This window comes from Candidatus Woesearchaeota archaeon, assembly GCA_030651375.1.
In the GTDB taxonomy this organism is placed as follows: domain Archaea; phylum Nanobdellota; class Nanobdellia; order Woesearchaeales; family UBA12501; genus JAUSFM01.
Window position 1 is genome coordinate 53,373 of record JAUSFM010000015.1, and the last position, 24,800, is coordinate 78,172.

The following is a 24,800-nucleotide window of genomic DNA, read 5'->3' on the forward strand; positions in this document are numbered from 1 at the left end:
AGAAATAAAAAAAGAGAAATTTTATCTTCTCTTTCTTCGTCCGCCGCGGTTCATCTTGACGCAGGCGACGTTTCCTTTCTTATCAATAAAATACAGGTGGCCTTGTTTTCGCTTGACGCCCACTTTGGCGACAACCGTCTGGGTTACCTTACCTTTTTTTCGTCCGCGTGCCATTTTTGCGCAGGCGACGTTTCCTTTCTTGTCAAGAAAATATAAATACCCTGATTTTCGCTTAACCGCGGTATTCGCTACAATCGTTGCCATGGTTGTACCTCTTTTTTCGTTGTTTAGTATCGTCAGGAATTCAACTGAACCCCCTTCCTGTCGAGAATATACGCATCTCTCCTTAATAAAGTTTTTGTTTGGCATGGAAAAAACAGAAGGTTTATATAGCTCTTCGGCGATTCTGTCGTCATGCCTTCAACCAACGACGAAGATATTCTGAACAAAGTCATGGCACATTATACTATCGATGTTTCTGCCGTTGAAGAAGAAAATCGGGTGCTCCGCGAGACCGTTAACAGCCTGAAAGACGAGCTGGGCAAGTTCAACAAAACCCCTCTTTTGATTGCTGAAGTGAAAGAACTTATCGGCGAGAACGTGATTCTCCGGCTCAATAACGGCAATGAATTTTTTGTTGATGTTTCTTCGGCGTGCAGTGACGCGCGGCCGGGCGACACGGTTCTGGTCGAGCAGCGCAACCTTACCGTCGTCAAAAAACTGTCAAAACAGAAAAAGTTTAACGTTGAAAAATTTGTCATCATCGAAAAGCCAACTATTTCGTGGGAACAAATTGGCGGCCTTTCAGTGCAGGCCAATGAAATTCGTGAAGTTATTGAACTTCCCCTGCTAAAGCCGGAGCTGTTCAAAAAAGTCGGCATCTCGCCACCAAAGGGGATTCTGCTGCACGGTGAGCCGGGCACGGGAAAAACGCTGCTCGCAAAGGCGGTTGCGGCATCGACCAATTCCACGTTCATTGAAATTGTGGGCTCTGAGCTGGTGCAGAAATTTATTGGCGAGGGCTCAAAGCTCGTCAAGGAAATTTTTGCCTTGGCACGGGAAAAAGCCCCCTCAATCATTTTCATCGATGAAATCGACGCCATTGCCGCGACGCGCATTGACATCGGCACGTCCGGCGAGCGCGAAGTACAGCGCACATTCATGCAGCTGCTTGCTGAAGTGGACGGGTTCAAGCCGTTGGGCAATGTCAAAATAATCGGCTGCACCAACCGCAAGGATATTCTCGACCCGGCCATTATGCGGCCCGGCAGGCTTGACCGGATAATTGAGGTACCACCTCCTTCGGTTGAGGGCATCAAGGAAATTTTCAAGATTCACACAGCGCCGATGAAGCTCGCAAAAATAAATATCGATGAACTCGGCGTGCTGATGACTGGTTTTTCCGGCGCCGACATAAAATCCGTGTGCACCGAAGCAGGCTATTTTGCCATCCGTACCGATCGGTTCATCGTCAGCCAGCAGGATTTCAAGAGCGCCATTGAGAAAATCAAAAAAGCGAAGAACGAGGATCCGACGGATCACCGCGCAATGTTTGGGTAAATTTTCATATCTCTTTTTTTCCGTATTCTTTAGAACTAAAAAAGAAATAAAAATGCACAGCTCAGCAGTTACTTCCCTCTGCCACTGCGGCACGGGTGTTCACTTAATCACGGCTGTGCAGCATGAAGAATGGTGCACTAGTATTTAAACCTTTATCAGTATGCTCCATCCCCATCAAATTTTTAAACAAAAAATCAATTGTTCTTTCTATGGATTACCGTGATCATATCCTCCAGATGGTGAGCATGAAAGGCCCGATTTTGCCGGCACACATAAACCGTGACCTGAAGCGCGACCTCATTTTCACCGCCGCCATGTTGTCCGAGTTGGTGGACAACAAAAAAATGAAGCTCACCCGGCTCAAGGTCGGCGGCTCACCGTTGTATTACCTTCCCGGACAGGAGCACCGGCTCCAGTATTTTTCAAAACATCTCCATGAAAAAGAGCAAAAGGCCTACGAACTTTTGCGCACCAATAAAATTCTTGCCGACCGCGAGCAGGAGCCAGTGATTCGCGCGGCGCTGCGTGAAATTAAAGATTTTGCCATGCCGCTTGATGTGACCACCGGCGGCGCAACCACCTTGTTCTGGAAATGGTATCTCCTGCCACCTTCTGAAGCAGAAACACTCATCAAGGAAAAAATGCTGGGCGTGCAAACCCCCACAGCATCAGTGCCCTCTGTTTCGCCAGCATCTTCTTCGCCTCTCTCTGCAATTCCTTTTCCCCTCTCTTCGTCGCCATCGTCGGTTTTTGATGCGATTCAGGAGCATAAAAAACAGCTGCTGCAAGAGCTTAGCAACGTGCCTCAACAGATTCCTGTTTCTGAACAAAAACAACCACCTACCCCCTTGCCCTCCTCACCACATTCGTCATTGCTTTCATCCTCTCAACCAGTGCCGGTGGTAGTGCCCTTGCAAGAACTCGTTGCCGGCAAAAAACAGAAAAAGAAAAAAACAGAAAAAGAAAAACGCGTAGAATTCAGTGATCACCAAGAACTGCAGCAAAAACTCAGCGAAGAACAAGAACTGTTCGCGCCGCTTGCCGAGCCAACCGATGACGATTTTTATCACACAGTCAAAAAATACTTCGACGCCAATACCATCATCATCAAAAAACTATCCATCATCAGAAAAAACAGCGAGCTTGAAGCAGACATCAGCGTCGCCAGCGCAGTCGGGCCACTTGCATTTTACTGTCGGGCAAAAAACAAACAGCGCTGTTCAGAAGGAGACCTGAGCACCGTATTTCTTGAGGGTCAGCGCAGAAAATTACCCGTGCTGTTTCTCATCACCGGTGAGATTACAAAAAAAGCAACAACCTTATTAAGCAGCGAGTTTACCACAATCACTATCAAAAACCTATAGGTGGGGCATGGGAACCAAACTCAAAGACCTCGTCATCAAACAGCCAATCACCATTGACGAGCTGAAAAATAAAACACTCGTCGTTGATTCGTTTAACGTTCTGTACCAGTTTCTGACGACGATTCGCATGGGAGACGGTTCGCCGCTGCGGGATTCAGCAGGAAATATCACCTCGCACCTGAACGGCCTTTTCTATCGCACAACCAACTTGATGAACCGTGGCCTGCGCCTTGCGTTTGTTTTTGACGGCAAGCCACCGGCGCTGAAAGCGCAGGAACGTGAGAAGCGAAATCAGGCAAAAATTGAGGCGCAAAAAAAATATGAGCACGCCGCTGCCGAAGAAAACATCGAGGACATGAAAAAATATGGGGCGCGCACCGCCCGCCTGACAAGCGAGATGGTGGCTGAGGCAAAAAAACTCATTGAAGCGCTTGGCCTGCCCGTTATTCAGGCGCCTTCGGAAGGCGAAGCGCAGGCAGCTTTCATAGTGGCGCAGGGCGATGCCTTTGCTGAAGTCAGTCAGGATTACGACTGCGTTGTCTTCGGCGTTCCCCGCCTTGTGCGAAACCTCACAGTGTCTGAAAAGCGAAAACTGCCGAGCAAACTTGCATACCAAACCGTGGCGCCGGAGCTAATCACACTGAAAGATAATCTCAAATCATGGGGCATTTCACAGGATCAGCTCATTGCCCTTGCTATGCTCGTTGGCACTGATTTTAACCCGGGCGGCATTCACGGCATCGGCCCGAAAAACGCGCTGAAGCTGGTGAAGAAACATGACACCCATTTTGACGCGCTCTTCAAAGAAGTCAAATGGAGCGACCATTTTGACACTGACTGGCACGAAATATTTGACACGTTCAAGCACATTCCGACGACAACCGATTATGCGCTTTCGTGGAAGCCCATCAACACTGAAAAAGTCGTTGAGCTCCTCTGTGAGGCGCACGATTTTTCAAAACAGCGCATTGAAGAGCACCTTGCGAAACTGAGTGAAGCGCAGAAGGGAAAAAAGCAGAAAGGATTGGGTGACTTTTTCTAACATCGCTTTTCCCCTCCTATGTCTCCACAAACTTAATAAGCTCTTTTCTCACCAATCGCCGTATGCAACTTCGAGAAGCCCTTACTGGAAGATTAACTGAAAAAGAATTAGGAATTCTCCGCGCATCCTATGACACTGTTGGCACCATTGCTATTCTTGAAATCTCTCCGCTTCTCAAAAAAAAAGAAACACTTATTGCACAAGCACTGCTCGATACCAACTCGCACATCAAAACCGTGGTGAAGAAAAAAAGCATCAGGAGCGGAAAGCTTCGCCTCCAAGACTACACTCATCTGCTCGGTGAAAAAACCACAAAAACAGTTCACAAAGAAAGCGGGCTTGAGTTTCTCCTCGACATCAAAGATGTTTATTTTTCAGTCCGCCTCTCTTCCGAGCGCCTGCGGGTTGCCCAGCAAATAAAAAAAGGCGAGCTCGTGCTCGTGCTGTTTTCCGGCTGTGCTCCTTATCCCTGCGTTTTTGCCAAGCACAGCCCGGCAAAAATGATTTATGGCATCGAGTTGAACAAAGAAGGCCATTGGTATGGCCGTGAGAATGTGGTGCGCAACCGAATTCAAAATGTGTTTCTCATGCAAGGTGATGTTAAGAAAATCTTGCCGGAGATAACCAGACACCTAACCGGATTGAAATGCTCGCTGAACTCCTCCGAATTCAACACCGTCATGAAACAAAAGCCCTCGTTGGTCGAGCTGTATGTGACCTTCGAAGAATGCATGAGTCCTGTGCTGCTTGAAAAGCGCATCAAAACCCTTATCACCTATAGCATCGAGCCGGTTGTGCACGCGCCGTGGAACGAAAACGGTGAAAGCACCAGCCTTGCTGCTGATGGCACGCGCCTTGCCAGAAACCTGCATCTCTATTTCACGCTCGGCAAGCTGGCCAAAAAATACAACATGAAAGTTATTATCCACGCTGCCCACGAGCATGAAGAACGCAGCGACCACCGGAAACGCATGCTTGAGAATGTTCCCAAACTACACGACTATTTCCGCTGGTTTTATTTCGAGAACATTGTTCGCTCCTGCAGCAAAAGCCTTACCGACCTCCAACAGCTCATTGGCTGCGGCATCAAAAATGTGTGCTTTGACACCTGTCACCTGTATGAAGATTTTAAAGACAATAAACTCATGCTGAAAACAGTTGAAGAATTATTCAACTTGCCGGTCAACCTTTATTTCCATCTTGCGGATTCCGACGGCAGAATCCACGCCATGGAAATCGGCAAAGGAAAGGTTGATTTCAAGCAGATTGTTCCTTTCTTGACGTCAGGCATTGCCGAGATTGACTGCAAAAATTATAAAAAACCTGGTGAGATGATTCGCAGCAGAAATTTGCTCGGTGCGTACCCCAAAAAATTCGATCGGATTCTCATGCCCCTTCCCAAAAGCGCTGAGTCGTTTCTCGGCATCACACTTCAGGCAATCAAGCCCGGTGGCATTATCCATTTCTATGATTTTGCCCATGAAAGCGAAATGCCAAAATCAAGCATTGCGAAAATAGGAAAGGCCTGCGCACAGGAAAAGAAAAAATACCAAATTCTTTCATGGAACGTGTGCGGAACCTATGCGCCCGGGAAACACCGGGTGTGTGTTGACATTCGTGTCTTGAACTAAAAGAATCACGGCCGTATCCACTTGATATCATAATACGTGACTGAATCTTCTTCATCCACCACACCGATGAGCAGGTGTTTTTTGGTGCTGTGCGCCACGCGGTTCTTTGCGCTGAATTCGTACCACGTCATGGTTGAGCCCTCATGCACCGGATACACAATCCACTTGGCGTGGTCTTCGCCCGGCTTGACGCCGCGCTCGTACACGCGAAAGTCAGCGCCGAACTTGAGCGCTGTTTTCACAATAAATCCTCGGTTGCGCAGGTCTTTGAAAACGCAGTACTTAATCCAGAACATCGACTCAATTTTTTCTGCGCGGCGAACGAACTGTTCCTCGCTCATCGGCCTGCCGCGTTTGTCAAGAATGTCCAGTTTTCCTTTTTCAAACAGAAACAATGCCTCGATGAACGTGAGCCGGACACGCTGCCTGCTGATTGCCCCGAATCTGCTCTGTTCGTAGAATACACGCGCTGCATCGGAATTTTCAGTCAGCACACGCTCGGCAACCATGGTTGCCGCGACTTTCTTTTCACTTTTCTTGTCCGTTGTTACGTCTTTTGATTCCTGCTTCTGTTCAATCTTTTCTGGTGTCATAGTATTCTCCACAGCGCTGCGTTCTGCCACGATTTGTGCTGCAGGCAGTGCTGCTTCAATTGTGCTTAGATAAACATAAATGATATTAAAACCTTTGCTTTTGAACAAAAAATAAAAATACGGACCCGGTGGGATGTAAACCAATCTTTTTTGCTGGCGCAAAAAAGCTTGCACAACGATTGGTGATGTGTCGAAACGCCCCAGACCACGGGCTTCTGGCCTATTACCCAATACGGGCCCGGTGGGATTTGAACCCACGACCCCCAGCTTAGAAGGCTGGTGCCCTATCCAGACTAGGCTACGGGCCCATTGATTCTTTCATCTTATTATATTGTTTATAAAACTTTTCCTACTCTCCTGCCTCAATCCATAACCGGTATCGGCAGCGCTTTTTGTTTCTGCAGCATATACCCTGCGGCGATAATGCATATCCCCCCCAGAACCAGATTCATGGTTAGCACTTCGCCGAAGAAAAGGATGCCATATGCCACCGCAAAAATGACTTCGTTATACGAAAATAATCCGTATTCGGCAATGCTCAAATGGCGAAGTGCATAATACATCAAAAACCCGGCGGCAATGCCAACGAGAAAGCCGTACATGCTTCCCATGCTCGCCTGTGCAACTGTTGGAAGCGGGCGAGTGAATGCAATAACAGGAATAAAAATAAGGGAGGAAATAAAATTCTGGTGAAACACGAGTTCAGCAGTTGAATGGTCGTTTATTTTTTTCTTAAAAATAACAATCATCAGCGCGCCCAGCATGGACGAGCCAAGCATCGCGGTCATGCCGATGATATCCTTGTTAGTCAGACTCAATGCGTGTGCGCTGTACATAACAAGAATGCCAACGAATGAAAGCCCGAAGAGGAGCAGCATGCGTTGAGTAACTCGCTCTTTGAGAATAAAAAAACCAAATACCGCGCCCCAAATCGGCCACGTATACAATATAATCACTCCGTTGGCAAGCGACGTGTACATATACGCAACATAAAACAGAAACATCCGCGGCGCATTAATAATTGATGCAAAATACAGCGCGGTGTGCTTTTTACTAAATAATATTGCCCTGCGGAAAAAAATGAAATATGCCAGAAGAACCACAGCAGGAACCGCAACGCGAAAAAACGTCGTGCTCGTCGCCGGCAAGCCAATTGTTTTTGCAAAAATTCCATTCGCTGCGCCCAGTGCACCGGCAGCAAGCATGGCAAGTAACGGTTTTAGTTGCATAGCTGAAACAAACGAGGCAGTGTTTAAATATATTTTGGATGCCACGTTATTTTAAAAACAGTATCCTCTATCAACCCAACAATTTCTTTCCATTCTTCTCAACTGCGTATCACCCCCTTCACCGACCTAAACCTTTTTATACCGGAACTTTGAGAACAGCACCACGAACGCCCATGAGTGCCGAACACCAAAAAACCATTATCGCCGAGGAACTGGCAAAAAACCAGCGCGAGATTTCAGTAGCTGAATTCTTCGAGAAAAACCGTCACCTGCTCGGATTTGACAACAAGCGTAAAGCGCTCCTTACCACCATCAAAGAAGCAGTTGACAACTCGCTCGATGCCTGCGAAGAGGCGCGCATACTTCCTGAACTCATTATTGAAATTATCGACATGGGCAATGACCGCTTCCGTATCATTGTCGAGGATAACGGCCCTGGCATTGTGAAAAAACAAATTCCCAACATCTTCGCTAAACTTCTGTACGGCAGCAAGTTCCACCGGCACAAACAGGCGCGCGGCCAGCAGGGCATCGGCATCAGCGCAGCGGCACTGTACGGCCAGCTCACCACCGGGCGCCCGATTCGTATCCTGTCCCGCATTTCAAAAGGACACCCCGCACACTATTACGAACTCACAATTGATACGTCCACTAACCAGCCGGACATCAAAAAAGAAGAGGAAAAAGAATGGAAAAAAGAGCACGGCACGCGCATTGAGCTGGACATTGAAGGAACCTACCAAAAAGGCCCGCAGAGCGTCGATATGTACCTCAAGCAAACCGCGATTACCAATCCGCACGCGACGCTGATTTACACCACACCAAAAGCAGAACAGATTATTTTCCCACGAGCGACCGAAATTCTTCCGAAGGAGCCGCTGGAGATCAAGCCACACCCGTACGGTATCGAGCTCGGCATGCTCATTAAAATGCTTGGCAACACTGAATCGCGTACGCTGCAAAGCTTTTTCACCACTGAATTTTCACGCGTCGGCCCGGGCACGGCAAAAGAAATTTGCGCCCATGCAAAACTTTTATCAACTATGAAACCGAGTGAAGTAAACCGCGATCAAGCCGAGCGGCTCATTATGGCAATCAAGGAAACAAAAATAATCGCGCCGCCGACTGATTGCTTAAGCCCGATTGGCGCAGATGACCTCAAGAAAGGGCTGAAAAAAGAAATCAACGCAGAGTTTTACTGCGCCACCACACGGCCGCCGGATGTCTATCGGGGAAACCCCTTCCAAATCGAAGCAGCAATTGCCTACGGCGGCGACCAGCCACTTGAAGAATCAGTTCGCGTGCTCCGCTACGCAAACCGTGTTCCTCTTCTGCACCAGCAGGCAAGTTGTGCCGCAACCGAAGCAATTATGGAAACCGCATGGCGGACATATGGTTTATCCCAAAGCAAGGATGCCATTCCCTTTGGGCCAGCAACCATTGTCGTGCATATGTCATCGGTTTGGGTGCCGTTTACCAGCGAAGCAAAAGAAGCCATTGCCCATTATCCTGAAATCATCAAGGAAATAAAGCTGGCGCTGCAAGAGTGCGGCCGTGAGCTTGCACGGTACACCGGCAAGAAAAAGCGGCTCAACGACGAACTCGAGAAGCGCGGCTACATTGAAAAATATATTCCCCACATATGCACTGCGCTGAAAGACTTGCTCGGGCTGAAAGAAAAAGACAAGGAAGAAATCAACAAAAACCTCAAAGAACTGCTCGAGAAAAGCCGTGGTACGCTCGAAAAAATTGAAGATGAAAACGTGGAATACGATGAGGCGTTTGCAAAAATTGGCAAGGAAGAAAAAGTCGAAGAACCCGAAGAAAGCGAAGACTAACACTGGGTAACCACCATGGCAAAAGACACAACACAAGAATCTGAAAATGTTATCAAGAAAATCATTAGTCTCGGCAATGATATCTATCTCAAAATCTTGAAGCAGGTGAACCCGCGCATGGTTATGCCGCTTCGTTCGCTCCAGAACGTGAAATACGACGAAAAAGAAGGCTATTTCGAAGTGGTGGGAAAACTGAAGGGCCGCACGTTGACTGCGTCCACCGTCAAAACGTTTGCACAAACCTTGCTCATGATGAATGAGAGCAAGAAACTCATTGAAACTGATGACATTGCCACCAAGAGGGAGATGTACTACATCAGCAAGAACTGGGGCGATGCGCTGTTCCATGAACAGCCGGAATCCGACACCGTCATGGACGACTTTGAGGCGATGATGGGCGTCAACCGCGAACAAATTGGATTTGTCCCCGAAGAAAAAGGCGGTGCTGTTGCCGGAAAATTGGTTGTTATCGACAAGGATCCTGAGACAGGAAAAGAATTACGTATCGACTGCACGAAGTTCGGTTCTGGGGCATACAGCGTGCCCACCAGCGTGGAGCACCTCGGGTTTGAAACCGATGCAAAATTTATTTTGGCGATTGAAACCGCCGGTATGTTCCAGCGTATGGTCAAACACAACTATTGGAAAAAAGCAAACTGCATTTTGATTTCCATGGGTGGCGTGCCGACGCGAGCATGCCGCCGATTTATCCGCCGGCTTTCAGACGAGAGGCACATTCCAACGTATGTATTCACCGACGGCGATCCGTACGGATACCTCAACATTTACCGCACGCTGAAGGTTGGTTCAGGAAACGCCGCGCACATAAACAAATTCTTTTGTGTTCCTAATGCAAAATTTTTGGGTGTGACACCACAAGATATTATCGATTACAAACTGCCGACGCACCCGCTGAAGGAGATCGACGTCAAGCGCGTCAAGGACGGCATGAAAAACGATCCGTTTGTCCAGCACTACAAAGAATGGCAGAAAGCATTAAATCAATTGGTTAGCATGAAGAAGCGTGCAGAACAGCAGGCATTCGCCAAACACCATCTGAATTTTGTTATGGATACCTACTTACCAGAGAAATTGAAGAACCAGAAGACGTGGCTGCCCTGATTAGAATTTAGAATTACAAATACGCTTTAAAAAATTCTCGTGCCGCTGGAGGCATTTCTGGCTGTGCAGTGCGGTAAGACCACATCAAGCTGCGCATGGAATCGAGCACTGACGGTGCCCCTGCTTCTATTCTGACAATGAAGCGATGGCCACCAATATCGTACCTGCATTGCGCACCGGTTTTTTCGACGGCAAGTGATGGTTGGACAAGGCTGTTGAGAGGACGTGAGGAAGCAGGATCTTTTTCTATGAATGCAGCAACGCGTTCCGAACGAAGCGGAAACTGGTGATGGAAGTCATCCCATTGTTCAACATACAGCGGACCCTCCTGAAGGCCAACGGAAAGAATTAGGCCCTGATCTGTTTTCTCAACAGCAAGGCCGTCATCACCCAGCGTGCCAACGTTTGCGCTTCGTCCATTTTGTTCTTTGCATTCGACCGCACAGTGATGGGCAGCATACACCAGAACGAGCTCACTCGGATGCCCAAGAAGATATGCGTGAAGCCGCGAAGCTGTTTGAAAAAAACCTTGGTACTCTGCGCCATGCGCAACAATCGCCCAGTCCTTCAACGGAAGGCCAGTTGTTTCACCGGCACGGATTTTTTCCGTGAGTTCTTCAACATCACGCGCGACATACTTTGTAATTTCTTGCTCTCGTCGACGCGCATCTTCAAGCCGCGCAACATGATGATCTAGTCCTGTAGTCGAAAGCACCATAAACACCCATCAGGAAAGAACTGATTTAAATTAATTGTGGTTCACAAAGATATGTCAACACTGTCGAAGAAGAGACGTGCTTCAGGCGGCGGCACTTTGGTGTAAAATTGGCCACCATGGGGGGTTTTACTCATATCTAGTCCGCGGTACGAGGGCGAGGTCGTATGTTCTGGTTTCCAAAAATCACTACGAAGAAAATTGTTTACATCAGGGGTGCCTGCAATCAGTTTGCTTCCTTTCATGGAATTTCCTTCTGCTGAATAAACAAAATAGTGGACCGATCGTTTAAACCGAAGGCCGTTCGGATCAAAAAAATGTTTGGGAGAGGTGAGAATAAGAACATTCGGTGATCTAGTAGAAATGTCAGAATTGACGATATAATGCCCCGTGTCACGGAACGCTGCTTCACGCTTTTCGAACAAACTGCCAGGATTTGAAAGACGAACCGCAAGATGGTAACCGTCAGACGTGGAGCGCACCTTAAGGACACCAGTTTCAAGAACGCCGACTGACAGCATTTCTTCGCCAGTTCCAATTCCCTTGGAACTTCGGTCGAGCTTTGCGACCAGTTGTCCTGCATTGTTTGCAAGATAATTCTGAACCGCATGGGCGAGTTTGGCATATCGTTTATAATCAAAGCCGTGCTGTACAACTGCCCAATCTTGCAGTGGATCGCCGGTTGAGCCGCGTCCGCGAATCTGGTTCTTCAATCCTTCCAGTTCCTCACTTGCTTCGCCAACTGCGGTTTCCAATTCTCTTTCAGCAGCTTTGATTCCGCGAATTTTTTTATCCAGCGTGGCAAGAAATACGTCCATAAGCTCGCTAAATAGGGCGATTTTATAAGGATTATGGGAATTAAGAATATAATGGGAAAGGCGGCGGAAACGGCGCTTCGCGCCCCCAGACCTTTGTTCTCGGATCAAAATAAGGCGGCGGTGGGATGTAAACCTACACAATCTTTTTGCTTTCGCAAAAAGCTTGACCAAAAATAAGCTAAGGTGGGCTTCGCTTTGCTCAGCCCACCGAACAAGGCGGCGGTGGGATTTGAACCCACAAGTGATCGCTCTGCAGGCGATTGCCTTACCGGATTTGGCTACGCCGCCGATGAAAGAACAGCGAAGGCAGAGGATATATAAATTTTATTATCACTCTTTTTTGCCGTAGATCTCCTGCATTTCAGCCCGCTTCCTTTCCCGCCGCTTTTTCTCGAGCCAAAGATAGACAGTTGCGTGCGGGCTGCCGCTCAACAGCATTTCAATAGCGTAGCGGGCATTTTTGACATCTTCGAGCACACCGATGATTGCAATTGTTTTTCCATACACGCTCATGTTTGTTTCGGTTAATTCCTCAATAAGCCGGCGCGACTTGCCGCCTTCGCCAATGACGCGTCCCTTGAGCCGCATCATCTTTTTCGCAGTCTTGCCGGTGTAATCAGCCAGCGAAATAATTTCGAGCGAGTAATCCGGCTTGAGAAGCCGGAGAGCAACTTCGGGATTGAACCCGCGGCCAACCGCTTTGACAATTTCCATAGCCGTCATAATCGTGAGACTGTCAGTGCCGCGCAGCTGCACATCCCCTTCAGTTGAGTCCACGTTGAGCGTGCAGTTGGTTGCAGATTCTATCTCATTTTTGACAATGCCCTCCTTGCCAATGAGCGCACCCACTCGTTCCTTGGGGATTTTCAGCTCGTACGAAAAGAAAATTTCACCTTCTCCTGTTTCTGATGGTTGGTGTGGTTGTTTTGGAGCAGGCGCCATACCTCAGGGGGAAAGCATCGCCTTTTTAAATCTTCCTCACAGTTGGCGCAACTTTTATAAAGAATATCATCCGACCATCAATCTATAAGACTTTTGGAGGTTTTACATGAGATTTCAGGTGTGCCTCGGTATGCTGCTTTTGCTGGTAGTACTGGGGGCATTTACTGCTGCTGCAATGCCTGATACATCCCTCAAACTCGTGGTCAAGGACATCGCAACCAACAATCGCATTGGCTCGCTGCCGGTGCTCGTGCAGTTGACCAACATCAGAACGGGGGCAGTTGAGAAAACCAGTGAGTACATTGATGCGCAAGGCGAACTCACCTACCGACTCGAGCCGGGCGACTGGCGCCTTGAGCTTGAAATTTTTGATCCAAAAACCGAAAGCATCACCCACTACGGCCAGCGGGCAATCTACATCCAAGAGAGTGAGCCGGTGCTCAACCGCAGTTTCTATATGACTCCTGTTGGCAGTCTTGAAGGGGTGGTGGTGCATGACGATGGCAAGCTTGCGGGCCAAGCAGCCCTTGATTTTCACTGTTCTTTTGCCAGTCAGTTTGAGTATCCGGCGCGAACTGACCAGTTTGGCTCCTTTAAGCTGTTATTCGTTCCTGCGGGCACCTGCAGAATTACTGCATCAACAAACGATCGTGTGGGCTCAAGCGAAATAAACATTACTGCAGGCGAGGCGAAAACCGTCAAGGTGGTGCTCGATCAGTCTGCTGCTTCGGTTCATCTTTCAACCAGCATTGCATGGGTGATTGCCGGTGCTGGCGTTGTTATCGTGTTCTTGGTTGGCTATTCCCTGCTTCGCCGCCGGCTGAAATCAGAGCTCAAAGAAGAGTTCACCCCAAAAGCGAGATTTGCACGAAAAATCCTCCGGAAGATTAAAGCCCGTACCGAGCACAAACAAGAGAACCAACACCAAGAAAAGAAAGAAACACTGAACCCGCGCGCCCGCGACATTCTCCAGACGCTCAACCCGCGAGAGAAAGCAACGGTTGAATTCCTTGTTGGCCAAAAGAACAATCAGGCGACGCAGGCACAGCTGCGGAACAACACGAGCATCCCCAAGACCTCCCTTGCCCGTGTGTTCCAATCATTGGAGCACAAGAAGGTTATCACGGTTGAAAAGATAGGAAAGATGAAGAAAGTGACGTTGACGCCTTGGTTCTTGGGCAAGGAGTAAAAGGGCTTCTATTTATTCTTATTTTTTATTTTGGTCTTCTAAAATGTTTTAAATCGTTGTTTTGGTCCACCAAAGGTTTATAACACGAACCTTGAATAGTACGTCTTGGCTATCTATGTGGTGTGTGAACCAAAGTTCCACACCACCTTTACCCTTTAGTTACATACGGCTAAGATTTTATTTTTGTTTTTTTTATTTTTGTTTTATTCTCTTCTTCATTTCCTTCTGGTCCAGCTTCAGCCCCAGCTTTGCAAAATAGATGTGGATGTTGCGGATGTCCCGTTCCAACAGCTCATCTGCATTTGCCGCTGTGAGCACCGTTCCCTGTGAGAAGTCAATAAACACTGGCTTTTCGTTGTAGTTGAGGATATTAAACGGTGAAAGGTCACCATGCACCAGGTTGGCGGCGTGTAACTTTTTCATGTTGTCCATCACTTCTTCATAAAATTCTTGGAGGCGTTCCGGCGCTGCATGCTTTAGTTTTGGCGCCGCGGTGCTGTCGCCGATAAATTCCATCACAATAATATGCTCACGGTTGGCAATGGCCATTGGTACGGTACATCCTGCTTCGCGGGCCTTGAGCAGGTTGCGGTATTCCCGTTTTGCCCATGTGAAAATAATCAGCCGACGCTTCTTTTTGAGGTTCAAAAACCGCGTGTCCTGTCTTATGTATTCGTACATCTTTGAAAAATCGCAGTTCTCGACGCGGTAAATCTTGACAATGAATTTTTTGGTGCCGTCCTGGGTTTTCTTTTCCGCCGTAAATATGTTCGCTTCCTTGCCGATAGAAACAGGCTCGGCGAGGTGGTCAAAATGGCCTTCGCTGTGGAGCTTGAACAAGAGCCGTTCGGTATGGTCATCAAAGACGCCTTTGTAGGTCTTGAACTGCTCGCGGAATTGCCGTTTGTCGATTGCCATGCTGTTTTGTGGTGACTTCCCCTATTTATACTTAGTTGCTTCAATTTTTCACCCCTGTACAGTCCTCAAAAACGAAAGGTTTAAATAGCACCTATGTTCCACCTATTCAGTGGTTAAAGACTTCGGTCTTTGACCCGTTGTCTAAACACCTCTATTTCCTGGGAAGACTTCGGTCTTCTCAGGTTTATGCTACCCCCTGTGAAGAGGAATTATCCTCTTGAGCCGCGCAAGGGCCTTCGGGCCTTTGCGGGGTTTTTTTTATTCTCGTTATTTGTCAATCTCTCTTTTTTCTTCACCCGCCGATAGATTTATATACATCCGCGCCTTTCCACATTCTTAGCCCCGCCACAGAGGATACTCAACAGAGCCCACGGCGTAAGCCAAGCTATGAGTTTGGGAGTTAGTGTTGCGGGCTCCAACTTTATATTAATAATCAAGTATCAAATAAATAAAATCAATACAATCATCATTAACAACAATCACACCAGCTTGGTGTTGAACAGATCATCATCCTACTGAACGAACAGAACAGCAATTCATTTTCCTATTCATCATCAGCCATCATTGTGCTCCTGATATTTGTTCTGCACGTTCCTTTTAGGATTATTCTCTGTTCTCTACCCGGCGGAAACCGGAGGTTATTACCATGGGAAAAATCAGCCCGGTCGCGGCGAAATACATAGTCACCGCTTCCATTGAAATTGACGGCGTTGTCGATCGCCCTGATGTTATCGGCGCAATTTTCGGCCAGACCGAAGGCCTGCTCGGCTCAGAACTTGAGCTGCGCGAGTTGCAGCGTTCCGGCAGAATCGGCAGAATCGAAGTTAACGTCGACACCAGAACAGGAAAGACCAAGGGAGAAATTATCGTCCCGTCGTCGCTCGACAAGGCAGAAACGGCAATCATTGCAGCGGCCTTTGAAATTATTCAGCGCATCGGCCCATGCAATGCAAAACTCAGAGTCAACAAGATCGAAGACGTGCGCGTTTCCAAGCGAACATTCGTCGTGGAGCGTGCCAAGGAACTTCTCAAAAACCTGATGGACAGCTCCATGCCTGACTCGCAAGAGCTGGCAGATGAAGTTGCACACAGCGTCCGCGTCATGGAAATCAGAGAATACGGCCACGACCGATTACCCGCAGGCCCCGGCATTGATGAGGTCGAAGACATCATCGTTGTTGAAGGCCGCGCAGATGTTTTGACATTGCTGAAACACAACATCAAGAACGTCATTGCCATGAACGGCTCCGTTGTGCCACAAACAATTATCGACCTCAGCAAGAAGAAAGAAGTCACCGTCTTTATGGACGGCGACCGCGGTGGACTGCTCAACATCAAAGAGCTGCTCCAAGTTGCGTCGATTGACTTCGTTACCAAAGCGCCGACCGGCAAGGAAGTGGAAGAACTCACCAAAAAGGAAATCCACCAATGCCTGCGCGCAAAAATTACTGCTGAACAGGCAACTGAAGAGCTTGCCAAGTTTGACGCCACCGGCGGCCGCGACAAGCTGCGCAGAAACCTGACTGATTCAACACCAGTGCGCGACTTGCGCCCCGGTGCAGGACCCGGTTCAGTTGCAAGTGCTGCAAGCTTCAAAGATCGGCCCCAACCAATGGGTGCAATGGCAGCGCCCAGACGGCAAGTCCGCATCTCGCCCGATGAAAAAGACAAATTCAAAGGCATGCTGGACGACCTCGTGGGCACGCGCGGCGCGTACATTCTTGACACCAAGCTCAACATCCTCGGCAAAGTGCCGATGACTGAGCTGGTCACCACGGTCAAGGCCATGGGCAGCGGTGTCTATGCGCTTGTATTTGACGGCAGCATTGAGAAAGACCTTGTTGACGTTGCCGAGAAATCAAATATCCAACATCTTATCGGTTCAAACACGCATGTCAACCCTATGCAGACGCGCGTGAACTTGATTACTGAAGAAACGCTGGCATAACTTTTATTTTTTATCTTTTACTTTTTTTATTCTCTTTTTATTTTCCTTTTTTTGTTTTTGCCGTCGTATCCACTACCACCAGCGTATGCTTTCGCTCATAGGCCTCCTGCAGGCAAATCTCCATAATCTCACATTCCATATTCTCTTCAATCTTATTTTTCGGGTATTGTTTCTTCTTCAGCCGGCGGTAGAGTTCCTCAAGGTCACAGCGGGTGACCAAACAAATATCAACAAATCGGGGTGAGAGATAGTGCGACAGGTGGCTGTCGATGACGATTTTTTCCTTGTTTTTTCTTTTTTCCTTGACGATTTTTTCAAGCACACTGGTGAATTTGTCTTCGTCAACAATCCAGCACTTGTTTTTTGTGTCATATCGTTCGCGTAATGTGTATTTTTTTATTAGTGCGTTGACGTCCAATCGGTTGAATCCATATTTCTGTGCAACTTCCTTTGCAAGCGTTGTTTTTCCGGTTGACGGCGTGCCCGTGACAATAATGACGTGCGCTTTTCGTATCTTTGGCGCAATTTCAGAAAGTGAACTGATAGTTGGAATCTTAAACAATCGGCACACCCTGATCATCTACTGCCTGTCCCTTTTTTTCAGCAAGGCATTTTTGTAAAACGCCGGTGTACGGCGCTTCGTTGCTCCACTGGCAACTTCCTTCTACGCAACCACAGGGTACATCGTTGTAACATTCGTATCCAGCCTTGTATTCACATGTTGAAAAGACTGGTTCCTGTTTTTGAGACTGGCAGATTGTTCCACTGCATCCTGTTCGAACACAGTCATTGTTGGTTGTGCAGGTGTTTTGTGCAGGTGGAGAATCAGATGGTGTAGGCGTCGTGAGTTGAGGGCTGGCAGGCGGTGCTTTGCTGCATCCAACTACTAACAGCATCACCCAGAACGCGATGATTATTTTTATCATACCTTGTTTACTGTTTTTTGTTTTTTTTAAAGTTTCGCTTTCCGGTGCTCTTTTCCACAAATTTTATAAAACAACTTCAGCATATACCGAACTATGGCACAGGACATGCTCTCAAATCTCGAACAAACAGAAACCGGCCTCAAAGATTTTGCGCGTTGGTTCAAGCCCTCTCTTCTGCCGGGTGAAAAAATTGAGTCCACCTTTGACCTCGGCTTCTGGCGGTTTGATGTCTATACCATCTTCGCAACCAACCAGCGCCTGATTGTGGTCAAGCGGTTTCCGAAAAGTCTTATGGAAGTCCATTACGAACAAATTGAGCTGCTTGAATACTATACTGACATTGAATGGATTAAAGGCCTCTACGCATTTTTTGGATTTATGCTGACGTTCATGTTCTGGTTCAACCGCTCGGCAATTATGCAGGGCCTCTACGACTTGGTCGGTTCCATTCAAAAACTCTCCAGCGCTGTCACGATTGGCGGCATTCCTGCAGGCGAGTGGCTTATTTTCCTTGGGATGCTCTGTGTGTCGTTTTACTTCATTGGCTTGTTTGTGCTTTCTCTATTCGGCCAGCTGCGCATTCTTTTGCTGGAGCAGGCGCCGTTTGATATCACCACGGAATTGACGCCACAGATTCAGCAGCTCATTATGCTCGTTGACCAGAAAAAAGCCGAGCTGGCAAAGAAAAAGCCATAACACCATGAAAACCGTTGCGCGCATTCTTCTTGCAGATGGGAAAAAACAATACGTCCCGAGCATCACGCAGGATTACCACTGCTCTGATGGCGTGATAAAAAAAGCAGACCTTGCCAAAAAAAGCGGCGAGGTATCAACCAATAAAGGTGTGTGCTTTTCGCTGTTCGAGCCTTTTTTTATTGACAAATACGAAAAACTAACGCGACACGCACAAATCATGACGCTGAAAGATATCGGCGCGATTCTGGCACATGCAGGCATTACGAAAAACAGTGTGGTGCTCGATGCCGGCTCCGGCTCGGGCGCAGTTGCCTGCGCCCTAGCGATGCACGCGAAAAAGGTTGTGACGTTTGATATTGATGATCGCAGTCTTGAGGCGACCAAGACCAATGTTGCATTTCTCAGCCTGAAAAATGTGGCGGTGAAAAAAGGCAACATCTACACCGTCGACGACATCAAAAATTCAGGTGCAGGAAATTTCGATGTTTTTGTGCTTGACGTGCCGCAGCCGTGGGACGCGCTCCTAACGGCGCAGGCCATGCTCAAACCGGGTGGCTTTCTTGTTTCCTATTCTCCCCAAACAACCCAAGTGCATGCGATGGTCGTTGCAGCAAAAAAAATGGGATTTATTCATGTGCAAACAATTGAAATAATCCAGCGCAGCTGGCAGGTGGATGAACAGCGTTGCCGGCCTGATTTTCAATCGTTGGGGCATACGGGATTCTTGAGCTTTCTGAGGCGGTGATTTTTCACCAGTTTCCCCTGAACTGAAACTGCGTCACTTAGGCAGACACCAACCGTAAAAGATTTCTCGTCGAAATATATCTTATCGTGCATGCATCAACGACTCTTTTATTATCCCCACTGATGAATACAGCACCAGCCCGGCTATCCCTAAACCAACTATTATGTCTGGCCACATAGAATTGAAGTAACCAACAAGGATACCTGCTATCATAACGCCTATGTTTTGATAGGCATCATTTCTTGAGCAAATCCAAGCAGAGTTTATATTTATGCTTTTGTCTTTGTGTTTTGTCAGTAAGATGGAACAGGTAGTGTTTGCAATGAGTGCCAAGATAGCAATAATGGAAATTGTCTGTGCCGTTGGAATAATAGGGTGAGTTATTTTATGGAAAGCTTCCCAAAAGACATACAACCCAAAGAGAAGCATTATGGCCCCTTTTACCACCGAAGCTTTAGCCTGAATTTTATGGTTTTTAGAAAGAACAAACAAGCTTATTCCATAGACAAATGCATCTCCGAACATATCAAAAGAATCTGCTAGTAACGCGCTGGAATTGGCAATTAGTCCACTTATCAATTCTATCAGGAACATTCCTGCATTGATGAAAAATACGATGTAGAGTACCAGTTTCAATTTTTTAATTACTTCTTTTGAAAGATACGCATCTGTTTTACAGCAATCCATAATCAGTCAACTCTTCATCTTCCTCTTAATTCTCAAGCTATTTCCCACAACACTAATGCTTGAAAGCGCCATCGCCCCTGCCGCGATCATCGGATTGAGCAGGCCAAATGCAGCGAGCGGGACTGCCGCAACATTGTAAAAGAACGCCCAAAACAAATTCTGTTGTATCGTCTTAAACGTCAGTTTTGATAATTGAAGCGCTTCAACGACTTTCAGCGGGCTGCCTTTGACCAGCACGATGTTGCCTGCTTCAATCGCAATGTCTGTTCCAGTGCCAACAGCGATGCCCAAGTCTGCCTGTACCAATGCAGGAGCGTCATTAATTCCATCACCCACAAATGCAACTTTGCCACCTTTTTGCTGTATCATTTTTACTTTTTCTGCTTTCTCATTTGGCAAGACCTCTGCAAATACTTTGTCAACACCCACCTCGTGCGCTATGGCGTCTGCGGTGCGTTGGTTATCCCCTGTTATCATGACCGTGCCAATGCCTGCTTTGCGGAGTTTTCCGATCGCCTCAACGGCGTCTGCTTTCAGCGTATCAGCAATCGCAATTAACCCGAGTACTTTTTTGCCCTGTACAACCACCACAGTTGTTTTGGCTTCCCGTTCAAGCTGTTCCAATTGCTGCGCCCATTGAGCCGTATTGATTTTGTATTCCCTCATCAGCCGCATGCTTCCTACCAAAAGAACTTCTTTTCCAAGTTTTCCTTTTACGCCGCGGCCTTCGCAGTTCTGAAATCCCGTAACATTTTTCAGCTTCAGTTTTTTCTCGTGCGCCGCGTTCACGACTGCTTTTGCCAGCGGGTGTTCTGAAAACTGTTCAATGCTTGCGCCAAAAGCGAGAATGTTGTCCTGTTTCATTTTCTTATCACATACTACCACATCAGTGACCTTTGGCTTTCCTTCAGTTAATGTGCCAGTTTTGTCAAACATCACAACGTCAATATGTTTTCCTTTTTCTAATGCTTCGCCGTTTTTAATCAAGATGCCCCGCTTTGCGCCAAGACCAGTGCCAACCATAATCGCCGTCGGTGTTGCCAGTCCCAGCGAGCATGGGCAGGCAATCACCAGTACAGCAACCGCAGGGATAATACTTTTCGTGATATCTCCCGTGACAAAATACCATCCGATCGCGGTCAGAACCGCAATGGCAAGCACGATCGGCACGAAAATGCCTGCAACCTTGTCAACGACTTTTTGGATGGGCGCTTTTTTGACCTGTGCTTCTGCGACCATTTTCACAATCTGCGCCAGTGCTGTTTCAGAACCCACTTTGGTTGCCTTCATGTAAAATGCACCGCTGACATTGATCGTTGCGCCAAATACGTCGTCATCCTGTTTTTTGTTCACCGGCATGCTTTCTCCGGTGAGCATGGATTCATCAACGCTGCTGATTCCTTTGGTGACCTTTCCGTCAACGGGAATTTTTTCGCCGGGTTTGACCAGCAGAATATCTCCTGTTTTCACTTGTTCAACCGGAATATCTTCTTCTTCTCCGTTACGAATTACCCGCGCGGTTTTTGCGCCGAGTTGGAGCAGTTTTTCGATCGCTTCGCTTGCCTGTCCCCTGCTTTTTGCTTCGAAGTATCTCCCCAAAAGAATCAACGCCGTGATAATCGCGCCTGTTTCAAAATACAGGTCCATCAATCCAACGCTCATCGCCCAGATGCTGTAGCCAAGCGCAGCCAGTGTTCCGAGAGAAATGAGCGTGTCCATATTTGCTGAAAAACTGCGTAGCTGGCGTACCATGCCCACGTGAAATTCCCAGCCAAGGCCGAGAATGACAATCATGCCAAGCACTGCCTGAACCCACACACTCACGTTATATCCTAAAAAGTCCCACGGGGTTTCAACTCCAAACATCGCCGGAATTGCCGCTGCTGCGCCGAAACAGAGCGCGATAAACGCCTTCTTTTTTGTTGTGGCAAGTTCTTTGCGCGCCTCGTGCTTGTGCTGGCTTGCTGATGCTTCGGTCAAAACCTTATATCCATTTTTGATGATTGCTTCGTGGAGTGTTTTTTCAGAAACTCGTGTTTCATCAAAATCAACCGATGCAGAATAGGTCGCGAAATTGACGGTTGCGTTGGCCACGCCGGGAATTTTTTTTAGGCTTCGTTCATTGCGCACAGAACAACTTGCACAGTGCATGCCGCCGATGCTAAAGGTGATTGTTTTCATGCGACGGTGTAGTCTCCAAGGCTCTTGATTTCTTTTTTTAGTGCGTTCCAGTCAACTGGCTCTTCATACTCAATCGTCGCCGTTCCCTTCACAACATCAACAACACAACCGGTAACTCCTTTTGTTTCCTTGGCAACTTCTTCAATCATTGCTTTGCACGATGCGCAATGCATTCCTTTGACGGAGAGTACTTTTTTCATTTAGACCACCATAAATGCGCCGTCAGTCATGCCCATGCTGCACGTGAATCTGAGCGTTCCTGCTGACTTCGGTGTGAAGGTAATCACCGTCGTGTCCGCTCTTGAGAGTCGTTTCGTAATGCCTAAGGACGGAATCGTAATGACTGAGGCGCAACCCTGTGCCTTGCTTCCATCAATGCGCCATTCAACCGGCACGCCTTTTTTGAGCGTGAACCGGTTTGGGTTGTAATCAATGCCGTTCACCGCCATATCAATAACCTGTTTTTCTCCGGTAGGAATAGTTGGAATATCGAGCGTTGGTGCGCCAACAGTGGCGCCGCTAATGGTTGCGCCGGTCAGTGCCCATCCGCTCGTCAAACTAACAACACCTGCAAAAAGGACGATGACTGCCGCGGCTTTTTTGACATAGTGTTGCATATTTCCCTTTGCAACGCTGGTCAGTGCACCGACTGAAAGAAGCGCAGGAACTGTTCCCAGTGCAAATGCGAACATGACGCCCGCGCCGAGGAACATGTTTCCTTGCGCAAGGACATACAGTTGTAATGCCTGGGTAAATCCACACGGGAAAAAGAATGTTGCTGCGCCAAATAAAAAGGGCCCGTGTTTTTTGTTTGCTTGTGCGTCATATAATCGGTGCGTGATAAAACTCGTGAAGGAGGGGATACGTACAAACAGCGGCACCTTGAGCATCTGCAGGCCGAGCATAATCATCACCACACTCACGACAATCATCAGGATGCCATTTGTTCTTGGCGATAAGGCAAACAACGAGCCGACCGCACCCAGCAATCCACCAAGGACGGTGTAGGAAACAACCCTTCCCAAATTAAAATAAATATGTGGCTTGAATTTCTGTGCCTTGGTCAGGTTCGGATGGGTTTCATTGTACTGCGAGGCAACAGCCATCAGGAATGAGCCGGTAACCGCTATGCACGTTGAAACTGCTGCAACTAATCCAAGGACAAATGCCGCGCCGTAGCTTACGGTGTCAGGCACGCCGATATTCGGCAAAAGCTGAAACCGTTTCAAAAGGAAATAGGCGCCAAGAACAATGATAAACACCGCGCCCCATTCAACATGGTTGCGCGTTATTTCGAAATACTCTTTTTTACTTCCTTTTTCCCCTTCTTCATGATGAGTAATACTATAACCCTGATCTTTGACTGCATTGTTTAACTGATTCATACCTGGTTCGGTGGTGTAGGTGAGCTCTGCTTTGCCTGTTGCGTGGTTTACCTTGACTTTTTCAACGCCTGGAATTTCTTTCCATTTTCGTTCAATCATTACTTCACAGCTTCCGCAATGCATACCTTTGATGCACACATTCATTTTTTTCATAGCACACCTACCTCTTTTCCATCTGTTTCCACATCTTCATAATCCACATGAACACGAGTACAACAAGTCCGACAAGGAGCAGCGTGTACAGGAGCATAAAAAACCAGCCGAAGCCGGCACCATAACCACTCATCATCCCACAACCCAATCCATCATACACCATGGTCTCGCCTCCCACTAAGAACGATGGTAGATGTAACCCTTTAAATACCTTATTGAAACTAGTTTCAAAAGAGACTATTTGAGAAAAATAACATTGGACATGCCGCGGCGCTTGCGCTCAACAAGGCCGTACTGTTCGAGCTTGTCCACCAAGCGTGTTGCCTGCACTTTAGTAAACTTCAGGTGCTCGGCAAGCACCGTCTGGTACATTCCCTCTTTATGGTCTTTGATGAGCAAAAACGCCTTTTTCTCTTCTTCATTCAGCTTGTGTATATCATACTCTTTCTGCTGGATAACCCGCTCACTTTTTGAAAACGCCAAGAACAGGCCGATGCCACCGACAACAGCGATGAGGATGCATGTAGCGAGAGGAATCCACAACAGGCCTTTGCCTTGAATATACGGACATCCTTGTTCACTGCACGTGCTTCCTTCTGCAGTGCCGCACGTTGCAACACACGCTTCAGTGAGGTGCTTGTCAAACGAGCGGATGAAAAAAATGAGCGACGCAAGAACGATGACGCTGATGACTGCAAGCATGATTCCGAGCTGTTTTGATTTCATACGCTCAAGAAGAAAAAGGAGGTATAAAAGACTTTCTACCCATACCTCATTTTGGCCGTTCGCTGTTCTAAATCAAAATCTCTTAACAGTATCGTTTTTTCTTCAGCACCTTCAGCTACCTCTAACGGCATTTTGCTTATGACTGTCTGGGATCCTACCAACGCTGTAATTCCAAGGGCGGTCATTCCTGTATTTCTCGTCAAGATTCCTTCGACAATTCCATACACCGCACCAACTGCACAAAAAGTATATGCCCCTGTAGTCACGAATGCAAAAATTGTTGTTGCAGGATCTCGGTATACACATTCGCCTATTCCCACTCTCCCCCTTTGTTGGCTTCTTTTGAGATACTCTAACTGTGGAACTGCCCATCTTTTAATCTCTTCATACAT

Annotated in this window: 26 protein-coding genes and 2 tRNA genes; 10 read left to right on the top strand and 18 right to left on the bottom strand. The window is 47.5% G+C overall.

Features of this window, described 5'->3' with window-relative positions; genetic code table 11:
- Window positions 1-21: 21 nt before the first annotated feature.
- Window positions 22-264 carry a hypothetical protein gene (locus Q7R76_05230; protein ID MDO8642951.1) on the bottom strand — a complete coding sequence of 81 codons (243 nt, stop codon included), beginning with the start codon at window positions 262-264 and terminating at the stop codon, window positions 22-24.
- Window positions 265-414: 150 nt separating this feature from the next.
- On the opposite strand from Q7R76_05230, the gene Q7R76_05235 reads away from it, so the two are divergent.
- From Q7R76_05235 to Q7R76_05250, 4 genes are all read left to right on the top strand, one after another.
- A complete protein-coding gene (locus Q7R76_05235; GenBank protein MDO8642952.1) occupies window positions 415-1,560 on the top strand; it encodes an AAA family ATPase in 1,146 nt (381 codons plus the stop codon).
- 209 nt (window positions 1,561-1,769) lie between these two features.
- Window positions 1,770-2,924: a hypothetical protein gene (locus Q7R76_05240; protein MDO8642953.1), complete on the top strand. Its 1,155-nt coding sequence runs from the start codon at window positions 1,770-1,772 to the stop codon at window positions 2,922-2,924.
- Between the two features lie 7 nt (window positions 2,925-2,931).
- Window positions 2,932-3,966: a flap endonuclease-1 gene (gene fen / locus Q7R76_05245; protein ID MDO8642954.1), complete on the top strand. Its 1,035-nt coding sequence runs from the start codon at window positions 2,932-2,934 to the stop codon at window positions 3,964-3,966.
- A 62-nt stretch (window positions 3,967-4,028) separates the two neighbouring features.
- Window positions 4,029-5,597 (top strand): hypothetical protein, encoded by a 1,569-nt coding sequence (locus tag Q7R76_05250; protein MDO8642955.1) that lies wholly within the window; start codon window positions 4,029-4,031, stop codon window positions 5,595-5,597.
- 5 nt (window positions 5,598-5,602) lie between these two features.
- Here the strand turns inward: Q7R76_05250 and endA are convergent, their stop codons facing one another.
- The 3 genes from endA to Q7R76_05265 all read right to left on the bottom strand — a co-directional run bounded on the left by endA (window position 5,603) and on the right by Q7R76_05265 (window position 7,419).
- On the bottom strand, window positions 5,603-6,190 hold the full coding sequence (endA, locus tag Q7R76_05255; GenBank protein MDO8642956.1) for a tRNA-intron lyase: 588 nt from the start codon (window positions 6,188-6,190) through the stop codon (window positions 5,603-5,605).
- A 233-nt stretch (window positions 6,191-6,423) separates the two neighbouring features.
- Window positions 6,424-6,498 (bottom strand) — tRNA-Arg (locus Q7R76_05260).
- 54 nt (window positions 6,499-6,552) lie between these two features.
- Window positions 6,553-7,419: a DMT family transporter gene (locus Q7R76_05265; GenBank protein MDO8642957.1), complete on the bottom strand. Its 867-nt coding sequence runs from the start codon at window positions 7,417-7,419 to the stop codon at window positions 6,553-6,555.
- Window positions 7,420-7,568: 149 nt separating this feature from the next.
- Between Q7R76_05265 and Q7R76_05270 the strand changes: the two genes are divergently transcribed.
- Together Q7R76_05270 and Q7R76_05275 are read left to right on the top strand one after the other, a co-directional pair.
- On the top strand, window positions 7,569-9,257 hold the full coding sequence (locus Q7R76_05270) for a DNA topoisomerase VI subunit B (GenBank protein MDO8642958.1): 1,689 nt from the start codon (window positions 7,569-7,571) through the stop codon (window positions 9,255-9,257).
- Window positions 9,258-9,272: 15 nt separating this feature from the next.
- Window positions 9,273-10,379, top strand: coding sequence for a DNA topoisomerase IV subunit A (locus Q7R76_05275; protein ID MDO8642959.1), 1,107 nt, complete (start codon window positions 9,273-9,275; stop codon window positions 10,377-10,379).
- A 13-nt stretch (window positions 10,380-10,392) separates the two neighbouring features.
- Here Q7R76_05275 and Q7R76_05280 read toward each other — a convergent pair whose 3' ends face one another.
- The 4 genes from Q7R76_05280 to Q7R76_05295 form a co-directional block, all read right to left on the bottom strand.
- On the bottom strand, window positions 10,393-11,097 hold the full coding sequence (locus Q7R76_05280; GenBank protein ID MDO8642960.1) for a hypothetical protein: 705 nt from the start codon (window positions 11,095-11,097) through the stop codon (window positions 10,393-10,395).
- Window positions 11,098-11,138: 41 nt separating this feature from the next.
- Complete coding sequence (locus tag Q7R76_05285) at window positions 11,139-11,912, bottom strand: hypothetical protein (protein MDO8642961.1); 774 nt, start codon at window positions 11,910-11,912, stop codon at window positions 11,139-11,141.
- Between the two features lie 214 nt (window positions 11,913-12,126).
- Window positions 12,127-12,200, bottom strand: a tRNA-Cys gene (locus tag Q7R76_05290).
- A gap of 42 nt (window positions 12,201-12,242) precedes the next feature.
- Complete coding sequence (locus Q7R76_05295) at window positions 12,243-12,854, bottom strand: KH domain-containing protein (protein MDO8642962.1); 612 nt, start codon at window positions 12,852-12,854, stop codon at window positions 12,243-12,245.
- Between the two features lie 106 nt (window positions 12,855-12,960).
- On the opposite strand from Q7R76_05295, the gene Q7R76_05300 reads away from it, so the two are divergent.
- Complete coding sequence (locus Q7R76_05300; GenBank protein MDO8642963.1) at window positions 12,961-14,043, top strand: hypothetical protein; 1,083 nt, start codon at window positions 12,961-12,963, stop codon at window positions 14,041-14,043.
- 192 nt (window positions 14,044-14,235) lie between these two features.
- On the opposite strand, the gene Q7R76_05305 is transcribed toward Q7R76_05300, so the two are convergent.
- Window positions 14,236-14,961: an RIO1 family regulatory kinase/ATPase gene (locus Q7R76_05305; protein MDO8642964.1), complete on the bottom strand. Its 726-nt coding sequence runs from the start codon at window positions 14,959-14,961 to the stop codon at window positions 14,236-14,238.
- A 646-nt stretch (window positions 14,962-15,607) separates the two neighbouring features.
- Between Q7R76_05305 and dnaG the strand changes: the two genes are divergently transcribed.
- On the top strand, window positions 15,608-16,909 hold the full coding sequence (gene dnaG / locus Q7R76_05310) for a DNA primase DnaG (protein MDO8642965.1): 1,302 nt from the start codon (window positions 15,608-15,610) through the stop codon (window positions 16,907-16,909).
- Window positions 16,910-16,946: 37 nt separating this feature from the next.
- Here dnaG and Q7R76_05315 read toward each other — a convergent pair whose 3' ends face one another.
- Window positions 16,947-17,489 (bottom strand): adenylate kinase family protein, encoded by a 543-nt coding sequence (locus Q7R76_05315; protein ID MDO8642966.1) that lies wholly within the window; start codon window positions 17,487-17,489, stop codon window positions 16,947-16,949.
- Window positions 17,464-17,835 (bottom strand): eight-cysteine-cluster domain-containing protein, encoded by a 372-nt coding sequence (locus Q7R76_05320; GenBank protein MDO8642967.1) that lies wholly within the window; start codon window positions 17,833-17,835, stop codon window positions 17,464-17,466. The genes Q7R76_05315 and Q7R76_05320 overlap by 26 nt, the downstream gene beginning before the upstream one ends.
- 93 nt (window positions 17,836-17,928) lie before the next feature.
- On the opposite strand from Q7R76_05320, the gene Q7R76_05325 reads away from it, so the two are divergent.
- Together Q7R76_05325 and Q7R76_05330 are read left to right on the top strand one after the other, a co-directional pair.
- A complete protein-coding gene (locus Q7R76_05325) occupies window positions 17,929-18,531 on the top strand; it encodes a hypothetical protein (GenBank protein MDO8642968.1) in 603 nt (200 codons plus the stop codon).
- Window positions 18,532-18,535: 4 nt separating this feature from the next.
- Complete coding sequence (locus Q7R76_05330; GenBank protein MDO8642969.1) at window positions 18,536-19,276, top strand: methyltransferase domain-containing protein; 741 nt, start codon at window positions 18,536-18,538, stop codon at window positions 19,274-19,276.
- A gap of 81 nt (window positions 19,277-19,357) precedes the next feature.
- Here Q7R76_05330 and Q7R76_05335 read toward each other — a convergent pair whose 3' ends face one another.
- Genes Q7R76_05335 through Q7R76_05365 form a run of 7 tightly spaced genes read right to left on the bottom strand, consistent with a single transcriptional unit; the run spans window position 19,358 to window position 24,800 of the window.
- The gene (locus tag Q7R76_05335) at window positions 19,358-19,963 is read right to left on the bottom strand and encodes a cation diffusion facilitator family transporter (GenBank protein MDO8642970.1); all 606 of its coding nucleotides are present in this window, start codon (window positions 19,961-19,963) and stop codon (window positions 19,358-19,360) included.
- A 6-nt stretch (window positions 19,964-19,969) separates the two neighbouring features.
- The gene (locus tag Q7R76_05340; protein ID MDO8642971.1) at window positions 19,970-22,144 is read right to left on the bottom strand and encodes a heavy metal translocating P-type ATPase; all 2,175 of its coding nucleotides are present in this window, start codon (window positions 22,142-22,144) and stop codon (window positions 19,970-19,972) included.
- Window positions 22,141-22,344, bottom strand: coding sequence for a heavy metal-associated domain-containing protein (locus Q7R76_05345; GenBank protein MDO8642972.1), 204 nt, complete (start codon window positions 22,342-22,344; stop codon window positions 22,141-22,143). The genes Q7R76_05340 and Q7R76_05345 overlap by 4 nt, the downstream gene beginning before the upstream one ends.
- Window positions 22,345-23,682 carry a sulfite exporter TauE/SafE family protein gene (locus Q7R76_05350; GenBank protein MDO8642973.1) on the bottom strand — a complete coding sequence of 446 codons (1,338 nt, stop codon included), beginning with the start codon at window positions 23,680-23,682 and terminating at the stop codon, window positions 22,345-22,347. It abuts the gene before it with no gap.
- Between the two features lie 7 nt (window positions 23,683-23,689).
- On the bottom strand, window positions 23,690-23,860 hold the full coding sequence (locus Q7R76_05355) for a hypothetical protein (GenBank protein ID MDO8642974.1): 171 nt from the start codon (window positions 23,858-23,860) through the stop codon (window positions 23,690-23,692).
- A gap of 59 nt (window positions 23,861-23,919) precedes the next feature.
- On the bottom strand, window positions 23,920-24,408 hold the full coding sequence (locus Q7R76_05360) for a MarR family transcriptional regulator (GenBank protein ID MDO8642975.1): 489 nt from the start codon (window positions 24,406-24,408) through the stop codon (window positions 23,920-23,922).
- 35 nt (window positions 24,409-24,443) lie between these two features.
- The gene (locus Q7R76_05365; GenBank protein ID MDO8642976.1) at window positions 24,444-24,800 is read right to left on the bottom strand and encodes a hypothetical protein; all 357 of its coding nucleotides are present in this window, start codon (window positions 24,798-24,800) and stop codon (window positions 24,444-24,446) included.

Excerpts from the sequence above, each read along its gene's own strand:
- Q7R76_05230 (MDO8642951.1), bottom strand. The coding sequence starts at position 264 with ATGGCAACGATTGTAGCGAATACCGCGGTTAAGCGAAAATCAGGGTAT.
- Q7R76_05235 (MDO8642952.1), top strand. The coding sequence starts at position 415 with ATGCCTTCAACCAACGACGAAGATATTCTGAACAAAGTCATGGCACAT.
- Q7R76_05240 (MDO8642953.1), top strand. The coding sequence starts at position 1,770 with ATGGATTACCGTGATCATATCCTCCAGATGGTGAGCATGAAAGGCCCG.
- fen (MDO8642954.1), top strand. The coding sequence starts at position 2,932 with ATGGGAACCAAACTCAAAGACCTCGTCATCAAACAGCCAATCACCATT.
- Q7R76_05250 (MDO8642955.1), top strand. The coding sequence starts at position 4,029 with ATGCAACTTCGAGAAGCCCTTACTGGAAGATTAACTGAAAAAGAATTA.
- endA (MDO8642956.1), bottom strand. The coding sequence starts at position 6,190 with ATGACACCAGAAAAGATTGAACAGAAGCAGGAATCAAAAGACGTAACA.
- Q7R76_05265 (MDO8642957.1), bottom strand. The coding sequence starts at position 7,419 with ATGCAACTAAAACCGTTACTTGCCATGCTTGCTGCCGGTGCACTGGGC.
- Q7R76_05275 (MDO8642959.1), top strand. The coding sequence starts at position 9,273 with ATGGCAAAAGACACAACACAAGAATCTGAAAATGTTATCAAGAAAATC.
- Q7R76_05280 (MDO8642960.1), bottom strand. The coding sequence starts at position 11,097 with ATGGTGCTTTCGACTACAGGACTAGATCATCATGTTGCGCGGCTTGAA.
- Q7R76_05285 (MDO8642961.1), bottom strand. The coding sequence starts at position 11,912 with ATGGACGTATTTCTTGCCACGCTGGATAAAAAAATTCGCGGAATCAAA.
- Q7R76_05295 (MDO8642962.1), bottom strand. The coding sequence starts at position 12,854 with ATGGCGCCTGCTCCAAAACAACCACACCAACCATCAGAAACAGGAGAA.
- Q7R76_05300 (MDO8642963.1), top strand. The coding sequence starts at position 12,961 with ATGAGATTTCAGGTGTGCCTCGGTATGCTGCTTTTGCTGGTAGTACTG.
- Q7R76_05305 (MDO8642964.1), bottom strand. The coding sequence starts at position 14,961 with ATGGCAATCGACAAACGGCAATTCCGCGAGCAGTTCAAGACCTACAAA.
- dnaG (MDO8642965.1), top strand. The coding sequence starts at position 15,608 with ATGGGAAAAATCAGCCCGGTCGCGGCGAAATACATAGTCACCGCTTCC.
- Q7R76_05315 (MDO8642966.1), bottom strand. The coding sequence starts at position 17,489 with ATGATCAGGGTGTGCCGATTGTTTAAGATTCCAACTATCAGTTCACTT.
- Q7R76_05320 (MDO8642967.1), bottom strand. The coding sequence starts at position 17,835 with ATGATAAAAATAATCATCGCGTTCTGGGTGATGCTGTTAGTAGTTGGA.
- Q7R76_05325 (MDO8642968.1), top strand. The coding sequence starts at position 17,929 with ATGGCACAGGACATGCTCTCAAATCTCGAACAAACAGAAACCGGCCTC.
- Q7R76_05330 (MDO8642969.1), top strand. The coding sequence starts at position 18,536 with ATGAAAACCGTTGCGCGCATTCTTCTTGCAGATGGGAAAAAACAATAC.
- Q7R76_05335 (MDO8642970.1), bottom strand. The coding sequence starts at position 19,963 with ATGGATTGCTGTAAAACAGATGCGTATCTTTCAAAAGAAGTAATTAAA.
- Q7R76_05340 (MDO8642971.1), bottom strand. The coding sequence starts at position 22,144 with ATGAAAACAATCACCTTTAGCATCGGCGGCATGCACTGTGCAAGTTGT.
- Q7R76_05345 (MDO8642972.1), bottom strand. The coding sequence starts at position 22,344 with ATGAAAAAAGTACTCTCCGTCAAAGGAATGCATTGCGCATCGTGCAAA.
- Q7R76_05350 (MDO8642973.1), bottom strand. The coding sequence starts at position 23,682 with ATGAAAAAAATGAATGTGTGCATCAAAGGTATGCATTGCGGAAGCTGT.
- Q7R76_05360 (MDO8642975.1), bottom strand. The coding sequence starts at position 24,408 with ATGAAATCAAAACAGCTCGGAATCATGCTTGCAGTCATCAGCGTCATC.
- Q7R76_05365 (MDO8642976.1), bottom strand. The coding sequence starts at position 24,800 with ATGTATGAAGAGATTAAAAGATGGGCAGTTCCACAGTTAGAGTATCTC.